Raw genomic sequence first — 23,135 nt, forward strand, 5'->3', positions numbered from 1 at the left:
CTGGCGCCCCGCCTCAAGGCGCCGGCGCCGGAAAGAAGCGGTTCGGCGGGCGCGCCAGACCCAGGTTTTCGCGCAGGGTCGATCCTTCGTACCCCGTGCGGAAAATGCCGCGGCGTTGCAGCTCGGGCACGACCTTCTCCACGAATGCATCGAGCCCGCCGGGCAGCCAGGGGAACATGATGTTGAAGCCATCGCTGCCCTCGGACTCCAGCCATTCCTGCATCTCGTCGGCAATGGTCTGCGCGGTGCCGACAAAGGCCAGGCCGCCATAGCCACCCAGGCGCTGTGCCAGATGGCGCACCGTGAAGCCCTCGCGCTCGGCCAGGGCGACCACGCGCTGCTGGCTGCTCTGGCTGGCGTTGGTCTCGGGCACCGGCGGCAGCGGCGCGTCCGGGTCGAACTGCGAGGCATCCACCCCCAGGGCGATGGACAGGGAGGCGATCGCGCTCTCGTAGTGCACCAGGCTGTCGAGCCGGGCGCGGATGGCCTGGGCCTCGGCCACCGTATCACCCACCACCACGAAGGCGGCCGGCAGGATCTTGAGGTCGTCGCGCCCGCGCCCCAGCGCCGCCAGGCGGCCCTTCACGTCGGCGTAGAAGCTTCGGCCCTCGGCCAGGGTGCCGTGCGCGGCAAAGATCACCTCGGCCGTCTCGGCCGCGAGCTGGCGACCGGGTTCGGAGGCACCGGCCTGCACGATCACCGGCCAGCCCTGCACCGGCCGGGCAATGTGCAGCGGCCCGCGCACCGAAAGGTACTGGCCCCGATGGTCGAGCGTGTGCAGGCGCGCGGGGTCGAAGAACAGGCCGCTGGCCTGGTCGCGCACAAAGGCATCGTCGGCCCAGCTGTCCCACAGGCCGGTCACCACATCGTAGAACTCGCGCGCGCGGGCATAGCGCTCGTCGTGCGCCATGTGGTCCTCGCGGCCGAAGTTCAGCGCGGCATCGGGATTGGAGGTGGTGACGATGTTCCAGCCCGCGCGCCCGTTGCTCAGGTGGTCCAGCGAGGCAAAGCGCCGCGCGATGTGGAAGGGCTCGTCGAAGGTGGTCGATGCCGTGGCCACCAGGCCGATGTGCTCGGTGGCCTGGCTCAGCGCCGACAGCAGCGTGAACGGTTCGAACGAGGTGACCGTGTGGCTGCGCTTGAGCGCCTCCACCGGCATGTTGAGCACCGCCAGGTGGTCGGCCATGAAGAAGGCATCGAAGCGCGCGCGCTCCAGCGTCTGCGCAAAGCGCTTCAGATGCGCGAAGTTGAAGTTGGCATCGGCATACGCACCAGGGTAGCGCCAGGCGCCGGTGTGGATGCTGACAGGGCGCATGAAGGCGCCCAGCTTGAGTTGGCGATGGTTAGGCATGGTTTCTTTGTACGTGAGACCGAACAACGTTGCTGGCACCAGGGCAATGGACTTGCTGCGTCGCCTGCGGCCTTGTCAGCGGCAGCAGAAATCGCATCTGCAAACTCGCATTCCTTCGTTGGATGAGAAGGGGGGCGTGGCCAGAATAGGCCTTTTCCACCTTGCCGACTGCAGTGCATACCCACGTTGCAAACCCCTGGATAGTCCCGACAGATGCTGTTTCGCCACCCTGAAATCCTGGCACCCCGTGTGCCTTCCGCGCTGCGCCGCACCACGGCCGTTCTCGCCGCCGGCGCGACGGCTGCCGGGTTTCTGTCCGCCTGCGCCACGGCCCCGTCGATGGCGCTCGAGCACGCGCGTGCCGCCGTGGGCGCCGCCAGCGCCAACCCGGCCGTGGCCCTGCATGCACCGCTGGAACTCCAACAGGCGGCGCAGGCCCTGGCCTATGCCGATGGCATATGGCGCAAGACGCATGACGAGGCCGAGACCAACCACCTGGCCTACATGGCCGCCCGGCAGGCAGATGTGGCCACGGCTGCGGCCCGCAACCGCATGCTGGTGGCGCGCATCCGCGAGAGCAGCAGCGGTGCCGACCGCATCAGCCTGCAAGGCGATGCCAATTCCCGCATGCGCGGGTCCGCCGGGGTCATGCAATGAGAGTTGCCTGCAGCACGGCATGGCAGGTGGAACAAGGCAGTTCAGCGATCAGAGCGCATGGGCCCTATGCAGGGCCTGGCGCACGCTGGCAATGGCCAGGCCGACGGCCGTACCGTCGCGGTCGCGCGGTTGCTGCACCTGCACGGCGACCGAGGCGCTGATGCGGCCGGGACCCGCCTCGAACACCAGCACGCGGTCGCCCAGGTAGACCGCCTCGTCAATGTCGTGCGTGACCATCAGCACGGCGATGCGGTGGGCACGGGCCACGCGCAGCAGCAGTTCCTGCAGCTTCAGGCGTGTGAAGGCGTCCACCGCCGAAAAGGGCTCGTCGAGCAGCAGCACGCGCGGCTGCACGAACAGACCCCGCGCAATGGCCACGCGCTGCGCCTGGCCGCCAGACAATTCTTTGGGCAGGCGCTGGCCGAAGCCGGCCAGGCCCACCTCGTCCAGCAGGGCCTCCACGCGCGCCGCATCGCCCGCCCCCTGGCCGTCGAACGCGACGTTGCCGGCCACGGTCAGCCAGGGGAAGAGGCGTGGCTCCTGGAAGACGAAGCGGATGTCCCGCGCAGGCCCCGCCGTGGGCTGGCCGTCCAGGCGCACCTGGCCGTCGTAGTCGCGCTCCAGCCCGGCAGCGATGCGCAACAGCGTGCTCTTGCCGCAGCCGCTAGCGCCAACCAGGGTGACGCATTCGCCCTCGTGCAGCTGCAGGTGCACGTCGCGCAGCACCTCGTTGCCGGCAAACTGCTTGCGCCGCACGCGCACATCGAGCAGGGGGGAATGGGGTGTGGTTGTCGTCGTCGTTGTCATCGTGTGGCCACCGTGTCGCGCCAGGACAGCCAGCGGCTCTCCAGCGCCTGCATGCCGCTGTCCGTGAGCTTGCCCATCAGCGCCAGCAGCACGATGGCGGCCAGCACGATGTCGGCACGACCGGTTTCGCGCCCGTCGGTCAGCAGGTAGCCGAGGCCGCGCGTGGCGGCAATCAGCTCGGCCGCCACCATGAACATCCAGGCCAGCGACAGGCCGTTGCGCAGGCCCGTCCAGACCGCGGGCAGCGCGGCCGGCAGCAGCACGCGGCGGGCGAGGGCGATGGGCCCAAGGCCCGCCATCTCGGCCACCTCGACCAGCTTGCGGTCCACATCGCGCAGGCCCGAGGCCACGCCCATGTAGACCGGGAAGAAGGCGCCGATGGCAATCAGCGCCAGCTTGGCCCCCTCGTCGATGCCCAGCCACAGCAGGAGCAGCGGCACCCAGGCCAGCGAAGGAATCGCGCGCAGGGCCTGGAAGCTCGGGTCGAGTAGCGCCTCGGCATGCCGGCTCAGGCCCACCCAGACGCCCAGGGCAATGGCCAGGCCGGCGCCCAGCACAAAGCCGGCAAGCACCCGCACCGTGCTGACCAGCACATGGCCGTCCAGGCCCTGGTCGGCCAGCGCCAGCAGCGTGCGTGCAATCTCGCTCGGCGGGGGCAGCAGATGGGCGGCCACCCAGCCCAGGCGCACGGCCAGCTCCAGCCCGGCAAGAAAGACCAGAGGCAGCGCAACCCCCAGCCAGCGCGAGGGCAGCTTGCGGGCTGGCCGGTGGCCATCTGCAGCCCGCGGCTCCCGCGGGCCGGGCACGGAGACCGAAGCGGCCGGCAGCGGCGGTACGGCGCTCATGGACGGATCAGGCCGCGGCGCCTGCCAGCTGGGCACGCGCAAACTGCGTATCCACCAGGTCGGCGATGACCTTGTTCAGGTTGGTGCCGGGTTTGACCAGTTGCTCTTCGAGCAGGATCGGCGAGGCCGCCTGCAGGGCCTTGACGTGCTCGGACGATGGCAGCGGGTTGCCCAGGTCGGTGCGCAGCTTGAGCTGCAGTAGCGCCACCTCCAGGCTGACCTTGGCCTCTTCCGACAGGATGCGCGCGGCTTCCACGGTGTTGGCCTGCGTCCACTTGCGTGCCCGCTCGTAGGCGCTGATCACGCGCAGCAGCACGGCCGGGTGGCGTGCCAGGAAGTCTTCGCGCACGTTGAGAAAGCCATAGGTGTTGAAGGCCACGTTGCGGTAGATGAGGCGCGAACCTGCGTCGAGCTCGCTGGCCGCCATCAGCGGATCGAGTCCGGCCCAGGCGTCCACGCGCCCTTGCTCCAGGGCCACGCGGCCGTCGGCGTGCTGCAGGCCCACGTGCTCGATGTCGCTGCGGCGCAGCTTCACGGTCTGCAGCGCGCGCAGCAGGAAGAGGTAGGGGTCCGTGCCCTTGGTGGCGGCGACCTTCTTGCCCTTGAGGTCAGCAAGGGAGCGGATCGGCGAATCCTTGCGCACCACCAGCGCCGTCCACTCGGGCCGGGAGAAGATATAGGGTGTGCGGATCGGGTTGCCGTTGGCACGCGCGAGCACGGCAGCCAGGCCGGCGCTCGAGCCGATGTCGATGCTGTTGCCGTTGAGGTATTCGAGCGCCCGGTTGCTGCCGGCGCTGAGTACCCACTTGACATCGATGCCGTCCTTCTTGAACTCCTGCTCCAGCCAGCCGAAGCGGCGCAGCACCAGGCTGGTGGGCGAGTAGTAGGCGTAATCCAGGCGCACTTCCTTGAGTGCATCGGCTGCGCGCACCACGGCAGGCAGGGCAAGGGTGGTGGCACCGGCAGCGGCGGCGTGGAGGACGGAACGGCGTTTCATGGAAGGGCTCCAGCAAGCAAGGGGATGGAAAAAAAGCAGCACAGGCCCCGCCTGGTGAGGGCGCAGGGCCTGTGGCCACGCTCGAAGGCGTTTTAGAAGGCGGGAACCAGCGAGCCGTTGAACTTGGTCTCGATGAAGCTCTTCACCTCGGGCGACTGGTAGGCCTTGACTAACTGCTTGGCCCAGGGCTTGTCCTTGTCGGCGCGGCGCACGGCGATCAGGTTGGCGTAGGGGCCCTGGGGCGATTCCTTGATCACGGCATCCTTGGCCAGGGTGAGGCCGGCCTTTTCGGCGTAGTCGTTGTTGATCGAGGCGATCGTCAGGTCATCGAGCGAGCGCGGCAGCTGCGCCGCGTCGAGCGGCACCAGCTTGAGCTTCTTGGGGTTCGACACCACGTCCAGCGGCGTGGCATTGTTGTTCTTCACGGCCTCGGGCTTCAAGGTGATGAGCTTGGCCTCCTGCAGCAAAAGCAGGGCGCGGTTGCCGTTGGACGGGTCGTTCTGGATGCCCACCGAGGCGCCTTCGGGCAGCGCGTCGATGCTCTTGATCTTGCGCGAGTAGAAGCCCAGCGGCGCGGTGATGGTCAGGCCCACGGGCACGATGTCGAAGCCGCGCGCCTTGTTCTGGTTGTCCAGGAAGGGCTGGTGCTGGAAGGCATTGGCATCCAGGTCACCGGCCGCCAGGGCGGCATTGGGCAGCTGGTAGTCGTTGAAGACCACGACCTCGATGGCCAGGCCGTCGCGGGCCGCGACCTTCTTGACGACCTCGAAGATCTGGTCGCCGTTGCCCACGGAGACGCCCACCTTGAGCGTCTTCTTCTCCTGCGCATGCAGGGCACCATGGGGAGCGAGGAGGGCGGCAGAGGCCAGCGAGACGGCGGTGATCACCGCGGTGCGGCGGCGGAACATATTCAACATGGTGTCGGCATGAAAGGGTGAAGAAGCCGCCGACTGTGGCCGCGCAGCGCGCATTCCCCAACGAAGAAATGCGCGCAACCTTATGCGCGCACCACACAAGCGCGCCGCTGTGCAGCCGCTCTTACTTGAAATCCGCATATGCACGCGCCGAATGCGTCGTTCCCTCAGGGGGCGTGCGTTCCCATACTCGAGAGCTTCGATGTTCCGCCCCTTCCCGGCCTGCATGCCACCCGCGTGCCTGCCGACGGGCCATTCACTTCCATGACTGCTGTCACCCCCCTGCATCCCCCGGCGCCCGGCACAGTGCCCGTGATCCGGCTCGAATCCGTCCAGAAGTCGTTCACCCTGCCCAACGGCGAGCGCTTCGACGCCGTGCGCTCCCTGTCCCTGGACATCCACGCCGGTGACATCTTCGGCCTGATCGGCAAGAGCGGCGCCGGCAAGTCCACGCTGCTGCGCCTGATCAACCTGCTCGAGCGCCCCGACGCCGGCCGTGTGATCGTGGGCGGGCGCGACCTGACCACGCTCTCGCGCAGCGAGCTGCGCGACACGCGCCAGAGCCTGGGCATGATCTTCCAGCAGTTCAACCTGATCCAGAACGCCACGGTGGCCGACAACGTGGCCTTCCCGCTCAAGATCCACGGCCACCATTCGCGTGCCGAGATCCACGAGCGTGTGCGCGAGTGCCTCAAGCTGGTGGGGCTGGAAGAGAAGATCGACAGCTACCCCGCCCAGCTCTCAGGCGGCCAGAAGCAGCGCGTGGCGATCGCCCGCGCGCTCGCCCCGCGGCCCAAGGTGCTGCTGTGCGACGAGCCGACCTCGGCCCTGGACAGCGAGACCACGCAGGAGCTGCTGGCCACCTTGCGCGACATCAACCAGAAGATTGGCGTGACCATCGTCATCGTCACGCACGAGCTGCCCGTGGTGGAACTGCTGTGCCGCCAGGTTGCCATCCTGGAGCAGGGCGAGCTGATCGAGCAGTTCGTCGTGGACGCACCGCCCGCGCAGCGCCTGACCGCGCTGGGCCGCGAGATCGACGCCCTGGTGCGCCGCCGCGCGCGCGATGCACGTGAGGAAGCCACCGCCGCAGGCTATGCCGCGCACGCCAACGGAACGCAGGGAGTGGCCTATGCCTGAGAACATCGTCGCCATCCTGCCCGAGCTGGGCGTGGCCATCGGCCAGACTTTCTTGATGCTGGCCATCGGCCTCAGCGCCGCACTGCTGATCGGCGGGCCACTGGGCATCCTGCTGTTCCTGCTGAGTCCGGGCCAGTCGTTGGCCAACCGGCCGGTGTTCCTGGTGCTCAACTGGATCGTGAACACCGTGCGCTCCTTCCCGTTCATCATCCTGCTGGTGGCGCTGGTGCCGTTCACGCGGCTCATCGCGGGCACGTCCATCGGCCCGCTGGCCGCTGCAGTGCCACTCTCGGTGGCCGCCATCCCCTACTTGGCGCGCCTGGTCGACCAGTGCCTGCGCGAGGTGCCCCGGGGCGTGATAGAGGCCGCGCATGCCATGGGCGCGAGCGAGCTGCAGATCATCTGGCGCGTGCTGATCGTCGAGGCCCGCTCCGGCCTGGTGCTGGCCTTCACGGTGCTTTCGGTGAGCTTTCTCTCCTATTCGGCCATTGCCGGGGTGGTGGGCGGCGGCGGCATCGGTGACCTGGCCATCCGCTATGGCTACTACCGCTTCCAGACCGACGTGATGGTGCTCACCGTGGCCCTGCTCGTGGTGTTGGTGCAGATCCTGCAGTTCGTGGGCACCACGGCCGCGCGCCGGCTCGACAAGCGCTGAACCCTTCTTCCCCATTTTTCTCCCGCATTCCCATGAAAAACGCATTGCTCCGCCGTTCCGTCCTCTCCCTGTCGCTGCTGGCCCTGTCCGCCGGCGTGCTGGTGCCGCTGCAGGCCAGCGCCCAGGCGGCCAAGAAGGAGCTGACCATCGGCGGCACCGCCGGCTCCAACATCGACCAGCTCAAGCAGGGCATCGTGCCCATCCTGGAAAAGAAGGGCTACAAGGTCAAGCTGGTCGAGTTCAACGACTACGTGCAGCCCAACCTGGCGCTGGCCCAGGGCTCGCTCGACGCCAACTTCTTCCAGCACCTGGTGTACCTCAAGAAGTTCGCGGCCGACCAGAAGCTCGACATCGTCGAGCTGGTGCAGGGCCCGATCGCGCCGCTGGGTGTCTACTCCACCCAGCGCAAGACCCTGGCCGAGGCCAGGGACGGCGACCGCTTCACCCTGCCCAACGACCCGAGCAACCTGGCGCGGGCGCTGGTGCTGCTGGAGCAGAACAAGCTGATCACGCTCAAGTCCGGGATCGACCCGATCCGCGCGTCCGAGAAGGACATCGAGCAGAACCCGCGCAAGTTCAAGTTCATCCCCCTTGAAGCGGCCCAGCTGCCGCGTTCGCTCGGCGACACCGAATACGCCATCATCAACGGGAACTTCGCCATCTCCTCGGGCCTGAAGCTGACCGAGGCCGTGGCGCTCGAAAAGACACCCGACCACTACCTCAACGTGGTGGCCGTCAAGCGCACCGACAAGGAAGCGCCTTGGGCCAAGGACCTGGTGGAGGCCTACCGCTCCAAGGACTTCCAGGCCGTGGTGGACAGCAAGTTCCGCGGCTACGCCAAGCCCGCTTTTCTGCAGTAAGGGCAGGCACGCGATGGGCGCCCTGGTCGCATTCGACGTGCACGGCAGCTGGGGGACCACCCATGTCTGCGACAGCCTGCTGAAGCTGCACCTGCGTGCCCTGGGCGCCGATTTCGGCCGCCAGGACGACAGCAGCCTGCCGCTGCCCGAAGGCGCGCGGGGGACGGACTCCGCAGAGTGCATCCGCTTACCGCTGCAGGCGGGTTCCTGGCAGGCCCGGTGGGGCGAATGGAGCCGCCACCAGGCAGATGGCAATGGCGTGCTCGTGCTCCGGGTGGTCGAAGGCAGCCTGCTGGTCTACCTGGAGTCGGGGCAGGGCCACAGCGCCGTGTTCTGCGAAGCCGGGGAATGGCTGGCACTGCCCGCGGGCCTGCCATTCAAGATGGATGCGGGGGAGGCACCCGAGCTCGAACTGCTCGTACTGCCTGCTGCGACGGCCCGCCAGCCGTTGCAGGCGCCGCGAGCGGTAGCCACGCGCCGCAAGGCACTCCCCTCCCACGATGCGTTTGTCGCCACCCTGCTGGAGCTGACGGGCTATGCCGCCGAAGACTAGCGGCGAGGGGACGCGGTTTCCTGGCCTGGTGTGGGTCGCCCTGGTGGTCCTGCTGGCCCTCCCGGTCCACGCGCTTCCGAAAGACGACCGCCAGGCCTGCGAAGGCTATCGGGATCTGGTGTTGACCATCGCCCAGAAAGCCGATGCCGGGGTCAGTGAACAGCAGATGAAACGGCTGATGGCCGCCCAACCTGATCTCTTGCCGATGGTGGAGCTCATCTACGAGCAGAAGGCCCGACGCTCCAACAGCAATATTGCCGCCTGGCACTATGCGGCCTGCATGGCCGACGCGAAGAAAATGCGCCGGGGTGCCAGCGGCGGGGCCAACGGTTGATTCATCGTACGGTGGGGTCCTGGTCCAACAGTTCCAGGCGAGCCACCACGGTGCGGGGACACACCAGGGCCCCGGGCGCAATCACCGAATTGGCGCCGATCCGGGTGCGGTCCCCGATCAATGCGCCGAACTTGTGCTTGCCGGTGGGGTGAAGCACCCCATTGCTGAGAACCCGGACTTCGGGATCCGCGCGCTCATTGCGGAAATTGCACACCACGCTGCCCGCTTCGAGGTTGACACCGCTGCCGATCAGCGAGTCCCCCACGAAATTGAAGTGCGCCAGCTTTGTCTGCGCGAAGAGGAACGACGACTTGAGTTCCGTTCCCGGCCCCAGCACACAGTCGTCGCCCACCCAGTTGCCTCCGCGCAGGTAGGCACCGGATGCCACCAGACACCGGGCGCCAAGGACCAGCGGGCCTTTAAGCACGGCGCCATCCTCCACCCTGGCGCTGCGGTGGCAGGCGATGTCTCCCTCGATGGCGAATTCATCGCCTGGCAGCGCCGCAAGCAAGCCCTGCACGATCTCCTGGGCCTGGCTGGTCCACTCCCAGGGGGAAAGGCCTTCCAGGCGCGCCAAGGGAGACGACGGGAGCGCCTGGACATAGTCGGCAAGGTGCAGCGCGAAGGGCATGGCATGGGCACTGGCAGGGTGCCAGGCCGTTGTCCTTTGCTTACTTGGAGAAGTAGTCCGGCAGCCGGTAGCCGGCCCAGGTCGGGTTGGCCTTGAAGACCTGCTGGAATTCCGCCGACTGGTAGGCCTGGGCGATGTCCCGGGCGAACTTGGCGTTCTCGTTGCCGCGCTTGACGGCCACCACGTTCACGTAGGGCAGGGTCATGTTCTCCTGCTTGAGGGCGTCGGTCAGCTTGAGGCCGGACGCAACGGCGAAGTTGCCCTGCACGGCAGCCAGGTCCGCATCGGCCAGCGAGCGCGGTGCCTGCGCGGCGTCCAGGGGCACCAGGCGCAGCTTCTTGCGGTTGGTGGCGATGTCGCGCTCGGACACCGTGATCGGGTTCACGTCGGGCTTGAGCTCGATCCAGCCGATGGCGGCCAGGATATTGAGCGCGCGGGCGGCGTTCACCGGATCGGCGGGCAGGGTCACGGTGGCGCCGTCGGGCACCGACTCCAGTGTCTTGTGGCGCTGCGAGTACAGGCCCATGGGCGGCGTGGGCACGTGGATCACGGGCACCAGGTCGAAGCCCTGCTGCTTGTTGGTGGCGTTCAGATACAGTGAGTGCTGGAAGATGTTGGCATCGATCTGCCCGCGCTCCACCGCATCATTGGGCTGCACGCCCTGGCTGAACTCCACGTACTTGATGCTGTAGCCCTGCTTCTTGAGCAGCGGCTCGATGCCCTTGGTGAACGCATCGCGGTACGGGCCGGGCATGAAGCCGATGCTCAGGTCGGCGGCACTGGCCAGACCGGTGAGCAGCAGCGAGACCGCAAGGCCACTCAGGCGAAAGAGGGTGCGCGCACCGGGCGTGCGGGAGGAAGACAGCATGGGGACAACTCCGGAATCTGGAAAGTGACGGGTACGGGCAATCTACGGTGGCGGGGCACCCCGGCCAACGAAGATTTGTGTGCATGCTTATGTGTTGCATGCACTGGCCAGAGCGGGTCAGCGGGTGGTCTCGTGCACCGTCCGCCCAGCCACCAGGGTGAGGTCCGACCGGATCAGCGCGATCTCTTCGTCGGGCACGGCCAGGGGGTCGGCCGACAGCACGGCGACATCGGCCCACTTGCCGGCCTCCAGCGTGCCCTTGGCGCCTTCCTCGTAGCTGAGGAAGGCCCCGTTGCGCGTGATGGTCTGCAGTGCCTGCAGGCGGGTCAGCCGCTGGCCGGCGCCGATCACCCGGCCGGTGGTGCGCTCGCTGCGCACCACCGAGGCCCAGGCCGCGCTGAACGGGGAGATGGGGATGTTGTCGCTCCCCGCTGCAACCGCAATGCCGGCCTCCAGCAGGCTGCGCTGGGGCAGGAAGCCGTTGCCCCCATCGGGTTCGTCGAGGTAGGTGGCGCCGTTCTTCCAGAGCATGTACATCGGTATCGCCGTGACCTGCAGCCCGAGCGCGATGATCCGGGGGATGTCCGCGGCCTGCACGCGCCCGATGTGCTCCACCACCCAGCGCCGTCCGGCCAGGGGGAAGCGGGCATCGATGCGCTCGAACACGTCGAGCACCTCGGCCAGCCGGTCCACCACCACGCTGTGCACGCGCAGGTCGTGCTCGGCCGCCAGCCAGGCCTGCTCGCCAAAGTCCTCGATGCGGTTGGCCCATTCCACGAAGCCCGTCCAGCCCGTATTGGGCAGGGCGCGCCGCACCGCCTTGGCCGTGGCCGCCTGGCCGCCCAGGCCCAGGTAGATGCCGCTGATGGACAGCCAGGGGTCGCCACTGCCCTTGCCCCGGGCGTAGGACAGCCAATCGCGCATGGCCAGCTTCGCCTCGGCCACGTTGCCCCAGGTCGGGCTCACGCACAGGCGGGTGCGCATGCTCAGGCCGCCTTGCTCCCAGAGCGCGCGGTAGACGGCAATCGTCTCGGGGGCGGAGCCGTGCCCCTCGTAGATGCTGGTGGTGCCGCAGGCGTGGTACAGCGGCAGCGAGCGGCGCAGGCCCTCCAGCCGGTCGGCGAAGGAAAAGGGCGGCACCTGGGTGAGGATGGAGAACTCGATGGCCGGGCGCTTGTTGGTCTCGACGATGACGCCGTTCGGCGCACCGTCGGGCCCCAACACGATGTCCAGTCCCGCGCAGTCCGGGCAGGTGTCGGCGGTGATGTGGTTGCGCTGCAGTGCCAGGGTGTTGAGCGCGCTGTGCCCGGGCGGAACGCCCCAGTTGCCGAACAGGCCGGGGATGTACACCGGGTGGTCGGGTGCCGCCGCATCGAGTTCGTGCCGGTCGGGCATGCGCCCTTCGGCCAGGGTCGCCGGGCCGCCGAAGTAGTAGGGTGGCTGCCCCACCGGCATGGTGATGATCCATTGCCCCCGGGGCACTTTCCGGGCCTCGCTGCGCACCACGGCCAGCACGTCGGCAATGCTGCGCGCATGGGCCAGGCTGGGGCGCAGGGTCTTGAGCCCTTCGCGCTCCATGTGGGCGTGGGCATCGATCAGGCCCGGAACGGCGGTGCGCCCCTGCAGGTCGATGCGCTGCGTGCCCGGGCCCCGCAGGGCCAGGACCTCTTCGTCGCTGCCCACGGCCACGACGCGATCGCCGGCAATCGCCAAGGCCTGGGCCGGCGCGGCGCCCGGCACCATGCTGAGCACCTGCCCGCCGGTCAGGACGAGGTCGGCCACGGTGGCCGAGGAAACGCTGCTCACCGCCGCGCCTCCGCTCCGTACCAGGGGAACAGCCGGTGCAGCAGCCAGGCGAAGAACTGGTCGGCCACGAAGCCGATGGCGCCCAGGTAGATCAGGCCCACGAACATGATGTCCACGCGGAACACCAGGTGCGCAAACGAAATGAGGAAGCCCAGGCCCTTCTCGGCACCCACCAATTCCGCCGCCACCACGACCACGAAGGCCACCGAGGTCGCGTGCCGCAGCCCCGCAAACACGAAGGGCAGGGCGGCGGGCAGGGCCACCTGGGTGACGGCGGCCAGGCGGCTGGCACCCAGGGAGGCGGCCGAGCGCATGAACACCGGCGGGATATCGCGCACGCCGATGAAGGTGTTGAGCCACACCGGGAAGAAAGTGCCCCAGGCGATCAGCGCCACCTTGGACACGTCGCCCAGGCCGAACCAGACGATGGCCAGCGGCACGATGGCAATCGCCGGGATGGAGCGCAGCCCGTGGATCACCGGATCGCTCAGGTGCCGCAGCAGCCTGCTGCGACCGGTGGCCACGCCGGCCACGATGCCCAGGGACGAACCCAGCAGAAAGCCCCACAGGGCGCGCTGCAGGCTGGCCCCCACATGGGGCCAGATCTCACCGCTGCCCCAGGTCATGTCGGCAAACACCGAGGCGATGTGCGAGGGCGGCGGAAACATCTTCGGGTTCACGCCCGGCACGATGCGCGGCGCAATCTCCCAGACGGCCAGGAAGAGCAGCACCCCGGCGATGCCGAGCAGCACCTGCCAGCGCAGCGCATTCAAGCGCCGGCCGCGCTCGCGCGCGACGAAATCCCGTTCGGCCTGCTGCTTGGCGCCAGTGGCTTGCGCTGCGGGGCGGGGCGCAGTTGCGGGCGTGCCACCTTGGGCACGCAGAATCGTTTCGGGCAGCGCGCTCATGCCGTGGCCTCCTGGGCGATGTCGGCAAAGGCCTCGTGGATCTGCGCGTAGACGGCACCGAAGGCCGGGTCGCCGCGGTCCCGGGGGTAGGGCAGGTCGATCTCCACGATGCGCTGGATGCGGCCCGGGTGCGGGCTCATCACCACCACGCGCTGGGCCAGGAACACGGCCTCCTCGATGTTGTGGGTGATGAAGAACACCGACAGGCCCAGTTTCTGCCAGATGCGCAGCAATTCGTCCTGCAGGCTGGCGCGGGTCAGTGCGTCGATGGCCGCGAAGGGCTCGTCCATGAGCAGTACCTTGGGCTCGGTGGCCAGCGCGCGTGCCACCGCCACGCGCTGGCGCATGCCGCCCGAGAGCTCGAAGGGAAAGCGGTCGGCCGCATGCGCCAGGCCTGTGAGGGCCAGCAGTTCATCGGCCTTCTGGCGCCGCGCAGCCCTGGAAAGGCCCTGCTGTTTGAGGCCGAACTCCACGTTGCGGCGCGCCGACAGCCAGGGGAAGAGCGCGTACTCCTGGAACACCACGCCCCGGTCGGGGCCCGGGCCCTGGACGGCCTGGCCATGCACCTCGACACTGCCCAGCGTGGGCTGCAGAAAGCCCGCGATCATGTTCAGCAAGGTGGTCTTGCCGCAGCCGCTGGGGCCGATGGCGCAGACGAATTCGCCGTTGGCGATGTCCAGGCCCACGTCGCTCAGCGCCCAGTGGATCTGGCCCGAAGCCGAGGCATACAGCTGCGACACCTCGCGGATGCGCACGGCGGCGCCGGTCGTCACCGCGCTCACCGGGAAAGGCTGACGCGGTCTGGCGCGGCGGCGCGCAGCGCGTCGGGGTAGACCAGGCGCTTGTACAGCTGGCGCAGGTCTTCCTTGGGGCGCTGCGCCAGACCGGCCTCGATGGCCCATTCGCCGTTGAGCACCAGGTCGTCGATCAGGCGGTCGTCCAGGCGCACGCCGATCTGCACGTTGGAGAGGCCCTCCTTGGTCGTCTCGACCGAGGTCTTGGTGCGTTCGGCCACCAGGCCGACCGCGTCGGCCGTGTTGCCCCGGTAGAACTTCTCCGCGTCCAGCAGGGCGCGCACGGCGGATTCCACAAGCTTGGGGTCGCGTTTGACCAGTTCTTCGCTGGCGCTGAGCACATAGTGGCTCAGGAACACCTTCTCCAAACCCTCGGCCGGCAGCTGGCGCACTTTTCCCTCCGCGCTGGTGATGGCCTGCTGGCCGGCGTCCCAGCCCCAGGCGAAGGCATCGATGCCGCCCTGGGTGATGGCGGTGACGGCGTCGGGCCCGCGCAGGTTGACGACGGTGACGTCCTTGAGCGTGAGGCCGTGCAGCGACAGGTAGCGCGACAGGAAGAAGTGGCCGCTTGACCCCAGCGTGGTGGCCACGCGCTTGCCCTTGAGCTGGGCGGGCGTGTCGATGCCGCGGTCGGTGCGTGCCACCACCACCATGCCGCTGGACAGGCGGGTGAACTCGGCCACGATCACCGACTGCACGCCGTTGGCGCCGGCCAGGCCGACCACGCTGTCGGTGGTGGTGGCGAACTGGGCCTTGCCGCTCACGGCGGCATCAAAGGCCAGGCGGCCCGAGGTGAACTGCAGCGTGCTGGCGTCGATGCCGTAGTTCTTCCACAGGTTCTTGCTGGACACCAGGTAGGGGATGGCCCAACTGAAACCCTGGCTTTCGGCGATGACGATCTTCTGCGCGGCAGCGGCCGACAGGGGGGCTGAACCCAGGGCCAGGCCCGAAAGGCCGAGGCCCAGGTTGAATTGGCGGCGGTTGATTTGCATTTTTTGAGCGGTTGGGAAAGGTGACGGGAAGGCGGGCCAGGACCTGCGCGGTTTCAGCCGTAGCCGTAGGGGTCGGGCACCTGGCCCGTGAGCAGCCAGCGCCCGACCGCCTTCTGGCGGTAGTCGAGCGGGTCGTGCAGGGTGTGCACGCGCACGTTGCGCCAGTAGCGGTCGAAGCCGTACTGGCGCGCGGTGGCGCGGGCGCCGACGAGCTCGAAGATCTGCGAGGTCACGGCCAGCGCCGTGCGGCCTGCCTGCACCCGGGCCGCGGCGATGTCGATGGCCAGCTCGCCGCGCTGCGCCTCGGTGAGCTGATCGCCCGCGTCCCAGGCCGCCTGAAAGCGCTCCAGCGCCACATCGGCCAATGTGGTGGCCGCGCGCAGCTGTATCCACAGGTCACCGGCATTGAGCTGCAGTACCGGGTCGTCCGCCGCCGCTTCCACGCCGGCCATGGCCCAGGGCTGTACATGGCTGGCGACATATTCCACCGCGTTGCGCAGCGCGCCCTGGGCATTGCCCAGGTAGATCTCGGTCAGCACCAGCTGGCCGATCAGGTTGCGCAAGGTGGAACGGGCCGAGGAGGCCACGCCGGGCGGCCCCAGGATCTCGTCGCGGCGCACGACCACGTTGTCGAAGTGCACGGAGCCGCTGTCGGTCTGGCGCTGGCCCATGTTGTCCCAGTCGTCGTTGATCGTGATGCCCGCGCGGGCGGTAGGGACGACGGCAAAGATCCGGTCGGTGGGGTGCTGGCCCAGGGTGACGGACACGTTGAGCACGTCCGAGTCGCGCGCGCCCGAGCAGAAAGCCTTGATGCCGTCGAGCACGTAGCCATCGGGGTGGGCTGCCACCGCCAGGCGGGTGTCGCGCGCGTTCACCGCATTGCCCCAGAACCAGCGCTCCTGCACGGCCGTGCGCAGGTAGTGCTCCTGCTGGGCTGCCGAACCGAACAGCAGCACCGATGCCACCTGCAGGTGCTGGAAGCCGAACAGGTGGGCCAGGGAGCCGTCCACCGCGGCGATGCTGCGCACCATGCGGTGGATGTCGGGCCAGGGCAGCTCCTGGCCGCCGAAGCGGCGCGGAATCGCCAGCGTCAGCAGGCCGCTTGCGCGCAGCAGCTGGCGTTCATGGAGCGCGGAGCCGCCAGCCCGGTCGCGCTCCACGGCAGTGGAAGCCAGGGTGGCGATGAGCTGCTCCAGCGCGGCGATCCAGGGGGCGGTGGTGGCAGGGGTGCTGGAAAGGTCGGTCACGGGACGGGTCCGTCAGCGCAGGGCCAGGCCGGCCGTCTTGATGGCGCGCGAATAGCGGGGCTGCTCGGCCTGCAGGCTGGCCGCCAGGTCGGCGGGCGAGCCACCGGCGATCTTGAAGCCCAGGTCCTCGAGCTTGGCACGCACATCGGGCGCCTTGAGCACGGTCTGGATGTCCTGGTTGATCTTGGCCACGACCTCGGGCGGGGTGCCGGCCGGGGCGAAGTAGCCTTGCCAGCTCTCTACCGAGAAGCCCGCGGGGCCGCCAGCCTCGGCCACGGTGGGCACGTCGGGCAGCGCGGCCGAGCGGTAGCTGGTGGTGACGGCCAGCGCGCGCAGGCGCCCGGCACGCACGAACTCGGTCACCGCAGCCAGTGTGATCAAGGTGGCATTGGTGTGCCCGGCCAGCACGTCCTGGGTGGCCGGGCCGCCGCCGGGGTAGGGAATGTAGTTGACCTTGGCGCCGGTCTCCTGCGCCAGGATCTCGTGCGCCACGTGGGCGATGCCGCCGTTGCCGGGCAGGCCCAGGCTGATGCTCTCGGGCTGCGACCTGGCACGCGCCAGGTACTCGGCGAAGGTGTTCAGGCCGGTGCCGGGGTTCACCACCAGGATCTGCGGGTTGACCACGGCCTTGATCACGGGGGTGAAGGCCTTTTGCGTGTCGTAGGGCAGTTCCTTGAACAGGATGCCGTTCAGGGTGATGCCCTCGCCCTGCTGCAGCAGGGTGTAGCCGTCGGGCGCGGCCTTGGCCACGCGCGCCGCGCCGATGGTGCCGCTGGCGCCGGCCACGTTCTCCACCACCACGCTCTGGCCCCACAACACGCTGAGCTTTTCCGCCAGGGTGCGGGTGAGCTTGTCGGCGCTGCCACCAGGGGCCACTGGCACCACGATGCGCACGGTCTTGGAGGGGAAGCTCTTCACGTCGGCGGCATGGGCCAGGGGCGCATGCAGGCTGGCAAAGGCCGCAGCGGCGGCAGCGGTGGCGCCCAGGGCGCGCAGGAGGTGGCGTTTGTTCATGGCAATCGGGTGGGGCAGGGTGGGGAGGCGAGCGCCGGCGATGGCACTGCGAAAAGGCTCCGCCGCAGGGGCAGATGGAATGGAGCGAGCGTAGAAGCCCAGGCCCCGGCCGTGAACGAAGCTTTCCGAATATCGATAGTCGGCAGCTGCCCGGCAGCGCGGCCCCAGCGCCAGTGCATATCCATAGGCGGTTTGCTTCGTTGCCGGGCGCCTGCCCTGGCGCCTAAGGTGGGGCCACCCTTCTCACCCCACCCGCCACGCATGCGCGGGCCACCCCCATGACACAGACCGACATCCGCCTCGACTTCAGTGGCAGCGACCTGGCCAGCCAGCGCGGCCATGCCGTCGCGGGCTTCATCCGCACCGCCCGCCGCCTGCTGCCCGACCCCGTGCGCCCCACGGCAGAGCAGTTGCGCGCCGTGGCCGTCGCCCTGCAGGAGCTGGGCTTGCAGAAGGGCCTGTTCCCTGCGGACCACTTCCCGGTGTCGGCCGAGCGCCCGGCGCAGGTCTACCGGCTGTTCGAAGACCTGGACGGCCACTTTGCGCTCTACGCCTCGGCCGCGCTGCCCGGCAAGTTCCAGCCGCCGCACGACCACACCACCTGGGCGCTGATCGCCGGGGTGGCGGGCAACGAGCGCAACGTGTTCTACCGCCGCGAGGTGACGAACGAGCCCGGGCGCGACCGCCTGGCCGCAGAGCGCACGGTGGACGTGGTGCGCGGCGTGTCCGTCACGCTCTCGCCCGCCGACGTGCACACCATCGAGCTCGTGGGCGACGAGCCGGGCCTGCACCTGCACTTCTACGGCCTGGGGCTGGACCGTCTGCACGGCCGCGTGGTCTTCGAAGGCACCGAGGGCGGCAGCTACCGCACCTTTCCGCCACCGGCATCGATCCGCCATGCGGCCATCACACCGCCCGCGCTCAAGGCGGCATTGGCCGACGGCGAGGAGATCGCCTTGCTGGACGTGCGCGAGGCCGGGGTCTTCGTGCGCCGCCACATCCTGTGGGCCGCGCCCGCGCCGCTGTGGCGGCTGGAGGGCCTGATCGACCGGCTGGTGCCGCGGCGCGGCACGCGCATCGTGCTGGTCGATGCCGACGAAAGCCTGGCCCACCAGGCGGCGCTCAAGCTGCTGCGGCTGGGTTGGGCCAACCTATCGGTGCTGCAGGGCGGCACCGATGGCTGGGAAGCCGCGGGCTACGAGGTCTTCAGTGGCAGCAATGTGGCCAGCAAGGCCTTCGGCGAGGTGATCGAGGTGCAAAAGCACACGCCCAGCATCGATGCCGACGACCTGCAGCAGCGCATCGAGCGGGGCGACGACTTGGTGGTGGTGGACAGCCGCACGCCCGAGGAGTTCGCCGACTTCAGCCTGCCCTTTGCCCACAGCCTGCCCGGTGCCGAGCTGGTCTACCGCATCGGCGAGCTCGCGCCCCGGCCCGAGACCCTGGTGGTGGTCAACTGCGCCGGGCGCACGCGCAGCATCGTGGGCGCGCAGACGCTGATCGATGCGGGCATCCCCAATCCCGTGGTGTCGCTGCGCGACGGCACCATGGCCTGGCTGCTTTCGGGCCGCACGCTGTCGCACGGCCGGACCTCGCCCCTGCCGGAGCCGGGGCCACAGGGCCTGGCCGATGCCCGCACGCGCGCCGCCCAGGTGGCCGAGCGCGCTGGCGTGCGCCGCATCGACGCGCTCGACCTGGCGCTGCTGGAGGCCACGGCGAACGAACGCACCCTGTACCGCTTCGACGTGCGCACCCGCGAGGAGTATGCCGCCGGCCACCTCGAAGGCTGGCGCTGGGCACCGGGCGGCCAATTGGTGCAGGCCACCGACGAGTACCTGGGCACGCGCCGCGCCCGCGTGGTGCTGGCCGACTGGGACGGTGTGCGCGCCCTCACCACCGGGGCCTGGCTGGCCCAGCTCGGCGGCCTGGAGGTGCTGGTCTACAGCCCGCCCGCTGGCGCCACGGTGGTCACCGGGGGCGAGCCGGTGCGCGTGCTGCGCTCGCAGCCTGCGGCGCCCGCGGTGTCGGCCCGCCAGGCTGCCCAGCGGGCACAGGAGGGGGCCCTGGTGTTCGACGTGGAGCGCCGCGCCGCATTCGAGCGCCTGCACATCGAGGCCGCGCGCTTTGCCGTTCCCGACAGATTGCAGGAATTCTTGGCCGATGAGCCCGCGGGGCGCACGGTGCTGCTCACCTCGTCCGACGGTGTGCTGGCGCAGAGCGTGGCCGCCGAGCTGAAGGCGCGCACCGGGCGCGACGCGCGCGCCATCACAGGCGGCACCCAGGCCTGGGTGGCCGCCGGCCTGCCCATCGGGCGCGGTCCCGAGGGCGTGCTCACGGGCGAGGACGATTACTGGTTCAGCCCCTACCACCACCGCGACCTGGCCGCACGCGACGCGGGCTTTCGCGCCTACCTGGCCTGGGAGCTGGGCCTGGTCGAGCAGCTCGAGCGCGAGGGTGACATCGGCATCCGCCTGGTGCCCGCTGCGGCCTGAGACGGACGTTCAGAACGGGGGCATCGGACGGCTACCATCTCGACCGTGGCTTTCGGTCCGGCCTGGCCTTCATGCCGGTGGACCGACGACAGCCCGCTTTCTCTTCCCAGCCCATCCGATATGTCCGAACCCTCCGCCTTCTTCGACGACAAGTCCCCCGACGCGGGTGCCGATGCACCCGTGCCCCTGCACCTTCTGGAGCCCGCCGGGCTGGCCGGCTTCTGGGCCACGCAAGCACCTGCCCATGCAGCCTGGGCCCAGGCCCACGGTTTTGAAGCCCAGCCGGGCCGGGCCCTGTGGCTACCCGGCACCGATGGCCGCCTGGCCGCCGTGCTGGTGGGCGTGGAGGCCGCTGCGCCGCTGTGGCAGCTGGCGGCACTGCCGGCCAGCCTGCCCGCCGGGCGCTATGCCGTGGCATCCGGGGCGGATGGCGAAACCACCGATGCCCAGGCGCTGCGCGCCCTGGGCTGGGCCCTCGGCGCCTTGGCCGCTGGCAAGGACGCCGCCCAGGCACCCCGCCTGGCCCTGCCGGCCACCGTTCGCGAGGCAGTGCAGCCCTTGGTGCGCGCGGTGGAACAGGTGCGCCGCCTCGTCAACGCGCCGCCCAATGTGCTCGGCCCCACAGAGCTGGCGGGAGAAGTGCAGGCCCTGGCCGGGCGCCATGGCGCGCAGTACCGCCAGTGGGTGGGCGACGAACTGCCCGAAGCCGGCTTCGCCCTGGTGCACGCCGTGGGCCGCGCTGCGGCCGATGCTCCGCGCGTGGCCGAGCTGCAATGGGGCGACCCGGCCGCGCCGCGCCTGGTCATCGTCGGCAAGGGCGTGTGCTTCGATTCGGGCGGGCTCGACCTCAAGCCGCCCGCCGGCATGCGCTGGATGAAGAAGGACATGGGCGGTGCGGCCCATGCACTGGCCCTGGCCGAACTGGTCATCGGTGCGCGCCTGCCCGTGCACCTGACGCTGGTGGTGCCGGCGGTGGAAAACGCCGTGGGCGCTGGCGCCCTGCGGCCGGGCGACGTGGTGCGCGCGGGCAACGGCACCACGGTGGAGATCGAGAACACCGATGCCGAGGGCCGCCTGGTCCTGGCCGACGCCTTGCACCATGCACTGCGGCCCGAGGCGGGTCCCGCCGCCGCGCTGGTGATCGACCTGGCCACACTGACCGGTGCCGCACGCGTGGCACTGGGCCCCGACCTGCCAGCCTACTTCAGCAACGACGAAGGCCTGGCCCGGGACCTGGCCACCAGCGCGCAGCAGGTGGCCGACCCGGTGTGGCGCCTGCCGCTGTGGCAGCCCTACCGCTCCATGCTCAAGTCCGGCAGCGCCGACCTGGCCAATGCCGCCAGCGCGCCGCTGGCCGGCGCCATCACGGCGGCGCTGTTCCTCGAAAGCTTCGTGCCCGCGGGCACGCCCTGGCTGCACCTGGACCTGTTCGCCTGGAACCAGGAGGAGCGCCCCGGCCGCCCCAAGGGCGGCGAGGCCCAGGCGCTGCGTGCGGTGTTCGCACTGCTGCAGCAGCGCTTTGCGCCACCGGCGTGAGCGCCGCCGGCCAAGCATGAACTTCGTGTTTGCTTAGCCGGTTTTCTGCGTTGCCAGGGCTGGTGCGCCCCGAAACAATGCACGCACCGCAGGCCATCCGCGGCCTGCCACTGCATTGTCGAGAGGACTTTTCCCCATGATCCGCCCCCTGGCCCTGGCCATTGCGCTGGGTACCGCCGCCCTGGCCGCGCCCGCACTGCTGCACGCCGAAACCCTGCGCTGGGCGCGCTCGGTCGATGCCTCCACGCTCGACCCGCACGCGCTCAACAACGGCCCCAACCATGCGCTGCTGCACCAGGTCTATGAACCCCTGCTGATCCGCGCGCCCGACGGTTCGCTGCAGCCCACGCTGGCCGAGTCGTGGAAGCCCACGGCCGATCCCAAGGTGTGGGAGTTCCGGCTGCGCAAGGGCGTGAAGTTCCACGACGGCAGCGTGCTCACGGCCGACGACGTGGTGTTCTCGCTGCAGCGGGCGCGCGCGCCCACCTCGGACATGAAGTCCCTGCTGGTGTCCATCACCGGCGTGGCCAAGGCCGACCCGTTCACCGTGCACATCACCACCGGCGGCGGGCCCAACCCGCTGTTGCCCAGCAGCCTCACCAACATCCAGATCCTGAGCCAGGCCTGGGCCCGGGCCAACGGGGTGGAGCAGCCGCAGAACGCCTCGGCCAAGGAGGAGACCTACGCCACGCGCAACGTCAATGGCACGGGGCCCTACACCCTGGTCTCGCGCGAGCCCGATGCGCGCACGGTGCTGCGCAAGTTCCCGGGCTACTGGGGGCGCGGGCAGTTCCCGCTGGGCATCGACGAGCTGGTGTACCTGCCCATCAAGGCGCCGGCCACGCGCGTGGCGGCACTGCTCTCGGGCGAGGTGGATTTCGTGCAGGACCTGCCGATCCAGGACATCGCACGCCTGCAGGCCGACAGCAAGCTGCGCGTGACCCAGGCGGCCGAGAACCGCACCATCTTCCTGGGCCTGAACGTGGGCGCCGAGCCGCTCAGGTACTCGGACGTGAAGGACAAGAACCCGCTGGCCGACCTGCGCGTGCGCCAGGCCTTCCAGCTGGCCATCGACCGGGCTGCGCTGCAAAAGGCCGTGATGCGCGGCCTGTCGGTGCCGGCCAACATTGTCTCGCCGCCCTTCGTGCACGGCTACGACAAGGCCTTCGACGTGGTGGGCAGGGCCGACGCGGCGCAGGCCAAGAAGCTGCTGGCCGAGGCCGGCTACCCCAACGGCTTCAGCATCACCCTGCACTGCACGAACGACCGCTACATCAACGACGAGGCCATCTGCCAGGCCGTGGCGGGCTTCCTGGGCCGCGCGGGGGTCAAGGTCTCGGTGGTGGCGCGGCCGCTGGCCATCCAGTCGGCGGCCATCAACAACCAGGACACGGATTTCTACCTCTACGGCTGGGGCGTGCCCACCTACGACGCGGCCTATATTTTCGACTACCTGGTGCACACCCGGGGCAAGGCCTCGCGCGGCGCCACCAACGCCACGCGCTACAGCAACCCCGATCTGGACGCGAAAATCCTCTCGCTGGCGTCCGAGGGCGACACCAAGGCCCGCGACGCGACCATCAAGACCATCTGGACCCAGGTGCAGAAGGACCTGGTCTACCTGCCGCTGCACCACCAGATCCTGACCTTCGCAATGGCGCGGCGCTTCGACATTCCGGTAAACCCCTCGGGCGCCATCCACTTCAAGTACTACAAGGCGGTGCGCTGAGCGGC

At 69.4% G+C, this 23,135-nt stretch carries 22 protein-coding genes; 9 read left to right on the forward strand and 13 right to left on the reverse strand.

Annotated elements, in window-relative coordinates; translation table 11 throughout:
• Nucleotides 1-13: 13 nt before the first annotated feature.
• Complete coding sequence (locus tag AC07X5_RS10370; RefSeq protein ID WP_494770048.1) at nucleotides 14-1,351, reverse strand: LLM class flavin-dependent oxidoreductase; 1,338 nt, start codon at nucleotides 1,349-1,351, stop codon at nucleotides 14-16.
• A 213-nt stretch (nucleotides 1,352-1,564) separates the two neighbouring features.
• Between AC07X5_RS10370 and AC07X5_RS10375 the strand changes: the two genes are divergently transcribed.
• On the forward strand, nucleotides 1,565-2,008 hold the full coding sequence (locus AC07X5_RS10375; protein ID WP_494770049.1) for a DUF4398 domain-containing protein: 444 nt from the start codon (nucleotides 1,565-1,567) through the stop codon (nucleotides 2,006-2,008).
• 48 nt (nucleotides 2,009-2,056) lie between these two features.
• On the opposite strand, the gene AC07X5_RS10380 is transcribed toward AC07X5_RS10375, so the two are convergent.
• The 4 genes from AC07X5_RS10380 to AC07X5_RS10395 form a co-directional block, all read right to left on the reverse strand.
• A complete protein-coding gene (locus AC07X5_RS10380) occupies nucleotides 2,057-2,815 on the reverse strand; it encodes an ABC transporter ATP-binding protein (protein ID WP_494770050.1) in 759 nt (252 codons plus the stop codon).
• Entirely contained in the window at nucleotides 2,812-3,660 is an 849-nt protein-coding gene (locus tag AC07X5_RS10385) for an ABC transporter permease (protein ID WP_494770051.1), read from the reverse strand. Before AC07X5_RS10385 ends, AC07X5_RS10380 begins: the two co-directional genes overlap by 4 nt.
• 7 nt (nucleotides 3,661-3,667) lie before the next feature.
• Nucleotides 3,668-4,657, reverse strand: a complete 990-nt coding sequence (locus tag AC07X5_RS10390) for an aliphatic sulfonate ABC transporter substrate-binding protein (protein ID WP_494770052.1) — start codon at nucleotides 4,655-4,657, stop codon at nucleotides 3,668-3,670.
• A 92-nt stretch (nucleotides 4,658-4,749) separates the two neighbouring features.
• Complete coding sequence (locus AC07X5_RS10395) at nucleotides 4,750-5,574, reverse strand: MetQ/NlpA family ABC transporter substrate-binding protein (RefSeq protein ID WP_494770053.1); 825 nt, start codon at nucleotides 5,572-5,574, stop codon at nucleotides 4,750-4,752.
• A 261-nt stretch (nucleotides 5,575-5,835) separates the two neighbouring features.
• Here AC07X5_RS10395 and AC07X5_RS10400 point away from each other — a divergent pair, with 261 nt between their 5' ends.
• The 5 genes from AC07X5_RS10400 to AC07X5_RS10420 are packed head-to-tail and all read left to right on the forward strand — an operon-like array spanning nucleotide 5,836 to nucleotide 9,113.
• Nucleotides 5,836-6,711, forward strand: a complete 876-nt coding sequence (locus tag AC07X5_RS10400; RefSeq protein ID WP_494770054.1) for a methionine ABC transporter ATP-binding protein — start codon at nucleotides 5,836-5,838, stop codon at nucleotides 6,709-6,711.
• Nucleotides 6,704-7,366 carry a methionine ABC transporter permease gene (locus AC07X5_RS10405; RefSeq protein ID WP_494608803.1) on the forward strand — a complete coding sequence of 221 codons (663 nt, stop codon included), beginning with the start codon at nucleotides 6,704-6,706 and terminating at the stop codon, nucleotides 7,364-7,366. Before AC07X5_RS10400 ends, AC07X5_RS10405 begins: the two co-directional genes overlap by 8 nt.
• Nucleotides 7,367-7,398: 32 nt before the next feature.
• Nucleotides 7,399-8,226, forward strand: coding sequence for a MetQ/NlpA family ABC transporter substrate-binding protein (locus AC07X5_RS10410; protein WP_494770055.1), 828 nt, complete (start codon nucleotides 7,399-7,401; stop codon nucleotides 8,224-8,226).
• A gap of 13 nt (nucleotides 8,227-8,239) precedes the next feature.
• Nucleotides 8,240-8,779 (forward strand): hypothetical protein, encoded by a 540-nt coding sequence (locus tag AC07X5_RS10415; RefSeq protein ID WP_494770056.1) that lies wholly within the window; start codon nucleotides 8,240-8,242, stop codon nucleotides 8,777-8,779.
• Entirely contained in the window at nucleotides 8,763-9,113 is a 351-nt protein-coding gene (locus AC07X5_RS10420) for a hypothetical protein (protein WP_494770057.1), read from the forward strand. The genes AC07X5_RS10415 and AC07X5_RS10420 overlap by 17 nt, the downstream gene beginning before the upstream one ends.
• Nucleotide 9,114: 1 nt before the next feature.
• On the opposite strand, the gene AC07X5_RS10425 is transcribed toward AC07X5_RS10420, so the two are convergent.
• From AC07X5_RS10425 to AC07X5_RS10460, 8 genes are all read right to left on the reverse strand, one after another.
• Entirely contained in the window at nucleotides 9,115-9,744 is a 630-nt protein-coding gene (locus tag AC07X5_RS10425; protein ID WP_494770058.1) for an LbetaH domain-containing protein, read from the reverse strand.
• A gap of 40 nt (nucleotides 9,745-9,784) precedes the next feature.
• The gene (locus AC07X5_RS10430; RefSeq protein WP_494770059.1) at nucleotides 9,785-10,612 is read right to left on the reverse strand and encodes a MetQ/NlpA family ABC transporter substrate-binding protein; all 828 of its coding nucleotides are present in this window, start codon (nucleotides 10,610-10,612) and stop codon (nucleotides 9,785-9,787) included.
• A gap of 117 nt (nucleotides 10,613-10,729) precedes the next feature.
• Nucleotides 10,730-12,418, reverse strand: coding sequence for an amidohydrolase (locus tag AC07X5_RS10435; protein WP_494770060.1), 1,689 nt, complete (start codon nucleotides 12,416-12,418; stop codon nucleotides 10,730-10,732).
• Nucleotides 12,415-13,326: an ABC transporter permease gene (locus AC07X5_RS10440; protein WP_494770061.1), complete on the reverse strand. Its 912-nt coding sequence runs from the start codon at nucleotides 13,324-13,326 to the stop codon at nucleotides 12,415-12,417. The genes AC07X5_RS10435 and AC07X5_RS10440 overlap by 4 nt, the downstream gene beginning before the upstream one ends.
• Entirely contained in the window at nucleotides 13,323-14,108 is a 786-nt protein-coding gene (locus AC07X5_RS10445; RefSeq protein ID WP_494770062.1) for an ABC transporter ATP-binding protein, read from the reverse strand. Before AC07X5_RS10445 ends, AC07X5_RS10440 begins: the two co-directional genes overlap by 4 nt.
• Nucleotides 14,105-15,112 carry an ABC transporter substrate-binding protein gene (locus AC07X5_RS10450; RefSeq protein WP_494770063.1) on the reverse strand — a complete coding sequence of 336 codons (1,008 nt, stop codon included), beginning with the start codon at nucleotides 15,110-15,112 and terminating at the stop codon, nucleotides 14,105-14,107. The genes AC07X5_RS10445 and AC07X5_RS10450 overlap by 4 nt, the downstream gene beginning before the upstream one ends.
• Nucleotides 15,113-15,165: 53 nt before the next feature.
• Complete coding sequence (locus AC07X5_RS10455) at nucleotides 15,166-16,359, reverse strand: acyl-CoA dehydrogenase family protein (protein ID WP_494770064.1); 1,194 nt, start codon at nucleotides 16,357-16,359, stop codon at nucleotides 15,166-15,168.
• Between the two features lie 12 nt (nucleotides 16,360-16,371).
• Nucleotides 16,372-17,373: a tripartite tricarboxylate transporter substrate binding protein gene (locus AC07X5_RS10460; RefSeq protein WP_494770065.1), complete on the reverse strand. Its 1,002-nt coding sequence runs from the start codon at nucleotides 17,371-17,373 to the stop codon at nucleotides 16,372-16,374.
• A gap of 278 nt (nucleotides 17,374-17,651) precedes the next feature.
• Here AC07X5_RS10460 and AC07X5_RS10465 point away from each other — a divergent pair, with 278 nt between their 5' ends.
• The 3 genes from AC07X5_RS10465 (at nucleotide 17,652) to AC07X5_RS10475 (ending at nucleotide 23,130) form a co-directional block, all read left to right on the forward strand.
• The gene (locus tag AC07X5_RS10465; RefSeq protein ID WP_494770066.1) at nucleotides 17,652-19,865 is read left to right on the forward strand and encodes a rhodanese-like domain-containing protein; all 2,214 of its coding nucleotides are present in this window, start codon (nucleotides 17,652-17,654) and stop codon (nucleotides 19,863-19,865) included.
• Nucleotides 19,866-19,985: 120 nt separating this feature from the next.
• Nucleotides 19,986-21,401: a leucyl aminopeptidase family protein gene (locus AC07X5_RS10470; RefSeq protein ID WP_494770067.1), complete on the forward strand. Its 1,416-nt coding sequence runs from the start codon at nucleotides 19,986-19,988 to the stop codon at nucleotides 21,399-21,401.
• A gap of 136 nt (nucleotides 21,402-21,537) precedes the next feature.
• On the forward strand, nucleotides 21,538-23,130 hold the full coding sequence (locus AC07X5_RS10475; protein WP_494770068.1) for an ABC transporter substrate-binding protein: 1,593 nt from the start codon (nucleotides 21,538-21,540) through the stop codon (nucleotides 23,128-23,130).
• Nucleotides 23,131-23,135: the final 5 nt, after the last annotated feature.

The sequence above is a fragment of the Acidovorax sp. GW458-11-26-14-TSB4 genome, assembly GCF_059423865.1.